The sequence below is a fragment of the Alloalcanivorax sp. genome (assembly GCF_964221125.1).
GTDB classification, from domain to species: Bacteria; Pseudomonadota; Gammaproteobacteria; order Pseudomonadales; family Alcanivoracaceae; genus Alloalcanivorax; species Alloalcanivorax venustensis.
On the sequence record NZ_CAXPXK010000042.1, the window covers coordinates 17,738 to 27,039 of the forward strand.

The following is a 9,302-nucleotide window of genomic DNA, read 5'->3' on the forward strand; positions in this document are numbered from 1 at the left end:
TGTGGTTCTACGGGCGCCTTTCATGGCCGTATCAACACTCGCTCATCGGTTGTCGGTAACTTCATGCCCAGCTCTTCGCGAGCCAGGCGCTCCACCCGGGCGTAACTGCCCCAGGTGCTGTGTTCCAGCAGCAGCTGGCCCCAGCGGGTTTCCAGCTGCGCCTGTTGCCGCTGCGCCTGCTGGGCGCGGTCGGTGAGGCGGCGCGATTCGTGCACGCTGTAGGCCACGCCCACCGCGGACACCACCACCAGCACCAGCAACAGCGGCGGCAACCAGCCGGCGGCGAGCACCGAGCCCGTGGCCTGGCCGCGGGCCGCGCTCACGCCACTTTCTCCGCCACCCGCAGCACCGCGCTGCGGCTGCGCACGTTGACGCGCAGTTCGTCCTTGCCGGCGTAGCGGGCCTTGCCCAGCGGCTTCAGCCGCTCCGGCGGTTCGTCCATCATCGGCAACCCGCCCCGGCCTTTCGGCGCCTGGCCGGAGTGATCGCGGATAAACCGCTTCACCACCCGGTCTTCCAGGGAATGGAAGCTGATAACGACAAGACGCCCGCCGATGGCGAGCGTCTCCAGGGCCTGGTCCAGCGTGTTCCGCAACGCGTCCAGTTCCCCATTTATGTGTATTCGCAGGGCCTGGAAGCTGCGCGTCGCCGGGTGCTTGCCCGGCTCGCCGCGTCCCATCACCGATTGAATCAGGCTGGCCAGCTGCGCCGTGGTGCGGATCGGCTGCTGCTCGCGGCGCTCGCAGATCGCCCGGGCGATGCGTCGTGATTTGCGCTCATCGCCGTACTGGTAGAGCACGTCGGCGATCTGCTTCTCGCCGGCCCGCGCCAGCCAGTCGGCGACGCTTTCGCCGCTGTCCGGGTCCATGCGCATGTCCAGCGGGCCGTCGCGCAGGAAACTGAAGCCGCGCTCGGCGTCGTCGAGTTGCGGCGAGGACACGCCCAGATCCAGCAGCAGGCCGTCGATGGCCCGCTGTTCTTCCGCCACCAGTTCCGGCAGGCAATCAAAGCGGGCGCGGCGAATCCGGAAGCGGGCGTCTTCCAGGGCCAGCTTCTCGCCTTCCAGCACCGCCTCGGGATCGCGGTCCACACCGACCAGACGGGCGCCGGCGTCCAGCCGGGCCAGCAGCGCGCGGCTGTGACCGCCGCGGCCAAAGGTGCCGTCCACGTACAGGCCGTCGGTTCGGGTGGGCCACATTTCCAGTACCTCCTCCAGCATTACCGGCTGGTGTTCGTACTGCCTGTTGTCGCTGTTCGCCATGGCCGGTTGCCCTCGCTTGTTCGCTGCCAAATTCAGAACGAGAGGGACTGCACACTCTCGGGCATGGCGTCCTGATCCAGATCCTGTTGTTCCAACTGATTCCAGGTTTCCTCGGCCCAGATTTCGAACCGGTGCATCAAACCCACCAGCATGGCGTGTTTTTCCAGGCCCACCACGGACCGCAACTCCGGCGGCACCAGCAGCCGGCCATTGCCGTCCATCTCCATTTCCACGGCCTGACCCAGGAAGCGGCGCTTGAGCGCCCGCACCTGGGCGTGGGAATCGCTTTGCGACGCCACCTGGCGGGCGATATCACGCCACTCGGGGAAGGGGTACATCACCAGGCAGGCGTCGTAGGGGTGTTGAGTGAGCACAAGGCGACCGCCGCAAGCGCTGTTCAGCGACTCGCGGTAGCGGGTCGGCACGGTAAGCCGACCCTTGGCATCTAAATTGAGCGCCGTACGCCCGTTGAACACTGGCCTTCCCCTTGCGTTGGGATCCGTCCCACTTTGTGCGTTTCTGGCGGCGGGATGGAGGATTTTTCCCACTTCATCCCACTTTCCACCACAATGCGACACTCTAGGTCCACGGGAATTACCAAGTCAAGCTCGGCGAAACCGGCCAATGTAAAAGAAAGTCTTTGCAAATCAGTTTGTTAGCTGCGTCACACTGGGGGTGAGCAAGGCGGGGGAAGAGGAGTTGTCAACGTAATCAGGGCGCTGCGGGGCGCAGCTAAGGAATCACTTTAAGAGTTAGACTATTTTGGAATAAATAGGGCGCAATAAATGAGGGGAATGCCATATCCAGGGTGAGTGCTGACTCTCGCCGCAGCCCACTGATGGCGGTCAACTGGCCCGCTCCCACCGGGAGCGGGCTGTCGCTTCGAATAAGGTGGATCGGTCGATAAGCCGGGTTCTGTCGTGGACAGCCATTCATCTGGGACCCGCGTCGCCACGGGCCTCAAGCGACCTACCCGGACCCGGCGCGGGCCACGCCCATGGGTCCCTATTTGGTCTTGCTCCGGGTGGGGTTTACCCTGCCACCGCTGTTGCCAGCGGCGCGGTGCGCTCTTACCGCACCTTTTCACCCTTACCCGGTGGCTCGAAAGCCGCCGGGCGGTACCTTTTCTGCGGCACTTTCCGTAACCGCGCCGTCACCAGCGCGGCCCCCAGGCGTTACCTGGCACCCTGCCCTATGGAGCCCGGACTTTCCTCCAGCGGCTTGCACCGCCAGCGGCTGCCTGACCGACCCGGGGCGGATTCTAGCGGAGACAGTGAATAGTGAACAGTTAATAGTGAAGAGTTCGCGGGTGGGCCGGGGTGTCGTGGAGGCCGTGCCCGCGCTCATTGCGTGAGCGCAAACCTTCGATGCTAATACGCAACTAGCGCGGAGCGCACTGTTTTCGCTATTAACTATTCACTGTTAACTATTCACTGTTAACTATTCACTGTTAACTATTAACTCCTTCCAGGTAGTTGTAGAGCTCCTGCCGCTTCAACCCGGTGTGGGCGGCGAGCACCCGCGCCGCCCGCGACACCGGCAGTTCCGCCAGCAGGGCCTTGGCGAGGGCGCGGTCCTGTTCGCTGAGCTGTTCGCCGCGGGCGGCGGGGGACAGCACCAGCACCAGTTCGCCGCGGCGCTGGTCCTTGTCGCCGCGCACCCACTCGAGCAGTTCTGCCACCGGGCCTCGGCGCACGGTCTCGAAGCGTTTGGTGAGTTCCCGGCAGAGGGTCAGTTCGCGGTCGGCGTCGACCAGACCGGCCAGGCTCTCCAGTAGCGACACCACCCGGTGCGGGGCCTCGAAGATCACGCTGGTGACGTCCAGGCCCGCCAGGCGGCGCAGGGCGTTTTCGCGGGCGGCGCCCTTGGACGGCACGAAGCCTTCGAACAGAAAGCGATCGCTGGGCTGGCCGGACACCGCCAGTGCCGCCAGCAGCGCGGACGCACCGGGCACCGGCACCACGGCCACGCCGGCGTCCTGGCAGGCGCGCACCAGCCGGTAACCCGGGTCGCTGACCAGTGGCGTGCCGGCGTCGCTGATCAGCGCGCCGCTTTCGCCGTCGCGCAGGCGCACCACCAGTTCCGGGCTGCGCTCGGCTTCGTTGTGGTCGTGGCAGCTGATCAGACGGGCCTTGATGCCCAGATGGTTGAGCAGGGTCTGGCTGTGCCGGGTGTCCTCGGCGGCCACCCAGTCCACCTGGCCGAGCACCTCGAGAGCGCGACGGGACAGGTCGTCCAGGTTACCGATCGGTGTGCTGACCACATACAAAGAGCCGCTCATGGGGGGCGTTTTCCTGATTGGGTGTAAAGAGTTGTGTCATGCCACCGATCCGATCCGCAATCAGGGACCGTCGGGGGTGATTCGCGACTTGCAAAACGCCTACAATAGCGGCTTCTTTCCCGAAGTAGCAAAGGGGTTACCCTAGAGCCATGGAATTACGACAGGCCCGCCTGGCCGCAATGGCCCTCGTTCTGGTCCTTGCCGGCTGTTCTCAATTACCGAGCCCGGACGGCTCGACCGCCAAGGAACCGGCCCCCCTTCGCGATGCGCCGCAACAGGTCGGTAACGCCAGCGACCAGCTGGCCGAACTGGCGGAACCGGTTCGCACCGACACCGCCCTCGCCTGGGCGCGCTCTTACCTGGTCAATGAGCGCGCCGACGACGCCGGCGAATTGCTCGACCAGGTGGGCGACGGCGCCCTGTCCCGGGATCAACGCTTCCGCTGGCTGCAGTTGCGCGCCCAGTCCTGGATGGCCGAGCAGCAGCCGGACCGGGCGGTGGCGTTGCTGGACGACTACCGGAGCGATATCGACGGCTTCGACGCCCAGCGCCGCGCCAAGCTGAACCTGCTGCGCGCCGACGCCCAGGCGCTCAACGGCGAGTTGATGAAAAGCCTGCGCCAGCGCGTGGCGGTGGACCCGCTGCTCAATGACGACGACCAGGAATACAACCGCCAGCTGACCTGGGAAGCGCTGATGCGCTTGCCGCTGGAAACCCTGGAAGCCCGCGCCGAGGACACCTCCGGCGAGCTGCGCGGCTGGCTGGAGCTGGCGCTGCTGTACCGCGACCCGCAGGCCAACATCGACAGCCAGGTGCAGCGCCTGTCGCGCTGGCGCGAGGACTGGCCGGACCATCCGGCCGCCCGCCAGTTGCCGGAAACGGTGCGGGCCCTGCAGCGCGCCGCCCGCGAGCGCCCCCAGCGGGTCGCCGTGCTGCTGCCGGAGAGCGGCCCGCTGGCGCCCGCCGCCGAGGCGATCCGCGACGGCATGATGACCGGCTACTACAGCGCCGAGGAAGCGGGCAACCCGACCCCGGACCTGCGTTTTTACGACGTCAGCGACGCGGACGTGCGCTCGGTGTTCCAGCAGGCGGTGGACGACGGCGCGCAGTTCGTGGTCGGGCCGCTGGCCAAGGACAACGTGGCCGAGCTGGCCCGCATGGGCACGCCGCCGGTGACCGTGCTGGCGCTGAACTATCTGGATCAGGACAGCGAGGACGCGCCGATCTTCCAGTTCGGGCTGGCGCCGGAGGACGAAGCCCGGCAGATCGCCCGGCAGAGCCTGGAAGCCGGCGACCGGCTGGCCGGCGTGCTCTATCCGCGCAGCGCCTGGGGCCAGCGCGTGGCCGAGGCGTTCGTGGCCGCCTGGCAGGACGGCGGCGGCCGGATCGTGGTGGAAAGCTCGTTCACCGACGACACCATCGGTGAAACCGTGGAGAGCCTGCTGGACACCGCCCGCGCCGAAAAGGACCTGCGCCGCGACCCCTCGTTCTCGGATCTGGACTCCGAGCGGCCGGAGGAGTGGCCGCAAAGCCTGGATTTCCTGTTCCTGGTGGCCGACCCGAACGAGGGCCGGCAGATTAAACCGGCGCTGAATTTCCATTACGCCCGGGACCTGCCGGTGTTCGCCACTTCCCATCTTTATAACGGCACCCCGGCGCCGCGCCGCGACCAGGACCTGGACGGCGTCTACTTCCTGGACATGCCGTGGATTCTTTACGAAGGCACCAAGCTGCACCGTATGGCCGAGGAAACCTGGCCGGACGGCCACGGACGCTACGCGCGGCTGTTCGCCATGGGCGTGGACGCCTACCGGCTTCAGGCGCGGCTGTACCTGCTGCGCAACCTGCAGGACAGCACCCTTCCGGGCGTCACCGGCACTTTGCGGCTGGACGGCGCGCGGCTGGTGCGTGAGTCGGACTGGGCGGTGTTTCGTAACGGTGAGGCGATACCGGTGCCCCGCGTCGGTGAAGGGCGGGTGGACAGCACACAGTATTAGGATCGGGTGGCTGTAAGCCACCCTTTCGCGGGCTGGGCCCGCTCCCACAATAAGAGGAAAGGAGGCCTCTATGTACTGGCGCAAGGAACGCGGCCAGCGGGCTGAGCACCGGGCACGACGCTGGCTGGAACAGCGCGGCCTGGTGCCGGTGATCGCCAATTATCAATGCCGCCTGGGCGAGGTGGACCTGATCATGGACGACGGCGAGACGCTGGTGTTCGTGGAGGTCCGCTGGCGTGCCTACAGCCGCTACGGCGGCGCTCTCGCCTCGGTGGACGGGCGCAAGCAACGCCGTCTGATTCTGGCGGCACGGCACTATCTGGGCCGCTACCCTTATCAGGCACAACGGCCCTGCCGCTTCGACGTGCTGGGCCTGGAACCGGATGACGACGGCGAAGTCCGTTATCATTGGGTGCAAAACGCATTTTACGGAGACCAGTAATGAGTGTGGACCGCATCAGACAGTTGTTCGCCGAAAGCATGGAAACCAAGGCCAAGGCCGGCGAAGTGCTGCCCGAGGTGATCGCCGCCGCCGGCCAGGTGATGGTGGAATGCCTGCTCAACGGCGGCAAGATTCTCAGTTGCGGCAATGGCGGCTCCGCCGGTGATGCGCAGCATTTCTCTTCCGAGCTGCTCAACCGCTTCGAGATGGAACGCCCGGCTCTGCCGGCGGTGGCGCTGACCACCGATTCCTCCACGCTCACTTCGATCGCCAACGACTACAGCTACAACGAGATCTTTTCCAAGCAGGTGCGCGCCCTGGGCAACCCCGGCGATGTGCTGCTGGCGATTTCCACCAGCGGCAATTCCGCCAACGTGATCCAGGCGATCCAGGCCGCCCACGACCGGGAAATGAAGGTGGTGGCGATGACCGGCAAGGAAGGCGGCGAAATGGTGAACCTTTACGGCCCCGGCGATATCGAAGTACGGGTCCCGGCCACTTCCACCGCGCGCATTCAGGAAGTGCATCTGCTGGTGATCCATGCGCTTTGCGACTTTATCGATCAACAGCTTTTCGGAGGCTCTTGATGCGTCACCCTGCCCTGCCGGCGTTGCTTGTGATGCTGTTCGCCCTGTCCGGCTGCGCCGCCCTGACCAAGAACATGGCCCAGGAACCGGTCGACCGGGACCACGGCTCGCGCACCTTCGGCGCGTTCGTGGAAGACGGCAATATCGAGCGCAAGATCAAGGTCAATCTGGCCCGCGCCAGCGAGGCCCTGGACCAGAGCCACATCGTGGTGGTGAGCTTTAACGGCAATGTGCTGCTGGCCGGGGAAGTGGCCAGCGACGAGCTGCGCGTGCAGGCGGAAAACATCGCCGCGCGGGTGCGTCACGTGCGCCACGTGCACAACGAACTGAAGCTGTCCGGCGACAGCGGGGTGTTATCCCGGGTCAACGACGGCTGGCTGACCACCAAGCTGAAAACCCGCCTGTTCGTGGACGGCGATGCGCCGGGCATGCGCACCAAGGTGGTGACGGTAAGCGGTATTGTCTATCTGATGGGGCTGCTCACCCGCGACGAGGCCGACGCCGTGGTGGCGCAGGCCCGTGAGGTCGGGGGTGTGCAGAAGATCGTTAAGATTATTGAGTATATTGATTAATCACTTCACGACTTTCAGGTGACTGCCCTTGGAGGGTTTGTCGTCGTCGCTGGGGTCCGTCGGGGTAGGCTCCGGGGGCGGGTCCTCGGGCTCGAAGGCCATGCCTTGGCCGTTTTCGCGGGCGAACACGGCCATCACCGCTTCCACCGGCACGCGTACCGTGCGCGGCACGCCGCCGAAGCGGGCGGAAAAGGTGATTTCCTGATTGCTGGCCTCGAAATTGGTCACCGCCCGCGGGGCGATGTTGAGTACGATCTGGCCGTCCTGCACGAATTCCTGGGGCACTTCCGCCCCGGGAAAATGGGCGTCCACCGCCAGATGGGTGGTCAGGCCGTTATCGCAGATCCATTCGTGCATCGCCCGTATCAGATACGGGCGATTGGGGGTCATGTCATCATTCATGGCTTACAGCTGGCGCAGTTCGCGCTCTGCTTCGGAAAGGCTGGCCTGGAAGGCGTCGCGGTCGAACAGACGCTCGGCGTAGTCCAGCAGCGGCTTGGCCTGCTTGGGCGGCAGTTCAATGCCCAGGGCCGGCAACCGCCACAGGATCGGACCCACCACGCAGTCCACCAGGGTGAATTCTTCGCTCATGAAGAACGGCAGCTCGCTGAAGATCGGCGCGGTGGCGATCATCGCTTCGCGCAGTTCCTTGCGGCGTTTGGTCAGTGACGCTTCCTTTTCGGTGCCCGCCAGCAGGGCGTCCACATGGGCGCACCAGTCGCGCTCGACGCGGTGAATCAGCAGGCGGCTCTGCGCCCGGGCCACCGGGTACACCGGCAGCAGCGGCGGATGCGGGAAGCGCTCGTCCAGGTATTCCATGATCACCGTGGATTGATACAGGGTCAGTTCCCGGTCCACCAGGGTGGGCACTTCGTTGTAAGGGTTCAGTGAGGCCAGATCTTCCGGCTTGTCACCATTGTCCACATCGACGATATCCACGGTGACGCCTTTCTCCGCCAGAACGATCCGCACGCGATGGCAGTAATGATCGTTCGGCGAGGAAAAGAAAGTCATTGAGGAACGTTTTGTCACCACACCCATGGTTGAATCATCTCCACGCTACGTCTCTATATAACACAAACAGGGTAGCCGCTCGCGCGGGTACCCTGTTGCTCGCTGAAAAGCGTTCCGGGCGGTAAATCCCGCTTAGTGAACGTCTTTCCAGTACTCTTTTTTCAGCAAGTATGCCGGAATCAGCAAAATACCCAGGAACACCAGCACGTAAACGCCGATGCGCTCGCGGGTCGGGGCCATCGGCTCCGCCGCGTAAGCCATGAAGTTGGCGATATCGCCCATATTGGACTTGAACTCTTCCTCGCTCAACTCCTGCTGCATCCCGGCCATCACGTGGGGCATGCCCACGTTGGGGAACACATGGTTGTTGTAACCAAAGGGACGCTCTTCGTCCTTGTAGAAGTTGATCAGGTAAGAATACACCCAATCGGCGGAGCGGTGACGGGCGGCCAGGGTCAGGTCCGGCGGCATCACGCCGAACCACTGCTTGCCGTCTTCCTGGACCATGCCGTTTTCCATCGGGTCACCGATCTTGTCGCTGGTGAAGTTCAGGTTCTCCAGCACCAGGTCATCGGGGATGCCCAGATCTTCCGCCATGCGCCCGTAGCGCAGGTACTCCATGCTGTGGCAGCCCATGCAGTAGTTGACGAACAACTTGGCACCGTTCTGCAGGCTCACCTTGTCCTGCAGGTTCACCGGTGCGTCCACCACGTATTCATTGTTGCCGCCGCCGGCGGCGAGCGCCATCACCGGCAGGCAGCTGAAAAGCATTACCGCGACTAGCTTTCTCATCAGTGACCCCCCGTTACGCGTTCAGGAACCGGCTTGGCTTTCTCGAATCGGTGCGCCAGCGGCAGCCCGATAAAGAAGAAGGCGAAGTAGTACACCGTGCCGATCTGCGCCAGGGTCTTGGCCAGGCCCGATGCGGGCTGGGTGCCGAGATAACCGAGCATCACGAAGTCGGCGGCGAACACGAGCAGCAGGATCTTGCTGAGCCAGCCTTTGTAGCGAATCGACTTCACCGGGTGACGGTCCAGCCAGGGCAGCAGGAACAGCACCACGATACCACCGCCCATGGCGATCAGGCCCCAGGCCTTGGATGACATGCCGAACCAGTCGATGGTGGTGGCCCGCAGCATGGCGTAGTA

The 9,302-nt window shown here is 64.6% G+C and carries 11 protein-coding genes, 1 other RNA gene and 1 pseudogene; 4 read left to right on the plus strand and 9 right to left on the minus strand.

Features of this window, described 5'->3' with window-relative positions; all coding sequences use genetic code 11:
* Positions 1 to 20 precede the first annotated feature (20 nt).
* The 5 genes from ftsL to rsmI all read right to left on the minus strand — a co-directional run bounded on the left by ftsL (position 21) and on the right by rsmI (position 3,542).
* Entirely contained in the window at positions 21 to 323 is a 303-nt protein-coding gene (ftsL, locus tag ACEQZD_RS05655) for a cell division protein FtsL (protein WP_370184507.1), read from the minus strand.
* The gene (gene rsmH / locus ACEQZD_RS05660; protein ID WP_370184509.1) at positions 320 to 1,261 is read right to left on the minus strand and encodes a 16S rRNA (cytosine(1402)-N(4))-methyltransferase RsmH; all 942 of its coding nucleotides are present in this window, start codon (positions 1,259 to 1,261) and stop codon (positions 320 to 322) included. Before rsmH ends, ftsL begins: the two co-directional genes overlap by 4 nt.
* A gap of 32 nt (positions 1,262 to 1,293) precedes the next feature.
* Complete coding sequence (gene mraZ / locus ACEQZD_RS05665; RefSeq protein WP_372530062.1) at positions 1,294 to 1,839, minus strand: division/cell wall cluster transcriptional repressor MraZ; 546 nt, start codon at positions 1,837 to 1,839, stop codon at positions 1,294 to 1,296.
* Between the two features lie 310 nt (positions 1,840 to 2,149).
* An RNA gene (gene rnpB, locus ACEQZD_RS05670) (RNase P RNA component class A) lies at positions 2,150 to 2,513 on the minus strand.
* Between the two features lie 198 nt (positions 2,514 to 2,711).
* Entirely contained in the window at positions 2,712 to 3,542 is an 831-nt protein-coding gene (gene rsmI / locus ACEQZD_RS05675; protein ID WP_370184511.1) for a 16S rRNA (cytidine(1402)-2'-O)-methyltransferase, read from the minus strand.
* Between the two features lie 149 nt (positions 3,543 to 3,691).
* Between rsmI and ACEQZD_RS05680 the strand changes: the two genes are divergently transcribed.
* The 4 genes from ACEQZD_RS05680 (at position 3,692) to ACEQZD_RS05695 (ending at position 7,140) form a co-directional block, all read left to right on the plus strand.
* The gene (locus ACEQZD_RS05680; RefSeq protein WP_370184513.1) at positions 3,692 to 5,539 is read left to right on the plus strand and encodes a penicillin-binding protein activator; all 1,848 of its coding nucleotides are present in this window, start codon (positions 3,692 to 3,694) and stop codon (positions 5,537 to 5,539) included.
* 70 nt (positions 5,540 to 5,609) lie between these two features.
* A complete protein-coding gene (locus tag ACEQZD_RS05685) occupies positions 5,610 to 5,981 on the plus strand; it encodes a YraN family protein (RefSeq protein ID WP_370184516.1) in 372 nt (123 codons plus the stop codon).
* Entirely contained in the window at positions 5,981 to 6,568 is a 588-nt protein-coding gene (locus tag ACEQZD_RS05690; protein WP_067607112.1) for a phosphoheptose isomerase, read from the plus strand. Before ACEQZD_RS05685 ends, ACEQZD_RS05690 begins: the two co-directional genes overlap by 1 nt.
* Positions 6,568 to 7,140 carry a BON domain-containing protein gene (locus ACEQZD_RS05695; RefSeq protein WP_142948031.1) on the plus strand — a complete coding sequence of 191 codons (573 nt, stop codon included), beginning with the start codon at positions 6,568 to 6,570 and terminating at the stop codon, positions 7,138 to 7,140. Before ACEQZD_RS05690 ends, ACEQZD_RS05695 begins: the two co-directional genes overlap by 1 nt.
* Here the strand turns inward: ACEQZD_RS05695 and ACEQZD_RS05700 are convergent, their stop codons facing one another.
* The 4 genes and pseudogenes from ACEQZD_RS05700 to ACEQZD_RS05715 form a co-directional block, all read right to left on the minus strand.
* Entirely contained in the window at positions 7,141 to 7,530 is a 390-nt protein-coding gene (locus ACEQZD_RS05700) for a ClpXP protease specificity-enhancing factor (RefSeq protein WP_370184518.1), read from the minus strand.
* 15 nt (positions 7,531 to 7,545) lie between these two features.
* Positions 7,546 to 8,181: a glutathione S-transferase N-terminal domain-containing protein gene (locus ACEQZD_RS05705; RefSeq protein WP_194855088.1), complete on the minus strand. Its 636-nt coding sequence runs from the start codon at positions 8,179 to 8,181 to the stop codon at positions 7,546 to 7,548.
* Between the two features lie 105 nt (positions 8,182 to 8,286).
* Entirely contained in the window at positions 8,287 to 8,946 is a 660-nt protein-coding gene (locus tag ACEQZD_RS05710) for a cytochrome c1 (protein ID WP_370184521.1), read from the minus strand.
* Positions 8,946 to 9,302, minus strand: a pseudogene (locus tag ACEQZD_RS05715) (cytochrome b); the annotation flags it as partial. The gene ACEQZD_RS05710 and the pseudogene ACEQZD_RS05715, both read right to left, overlap by 1 nt.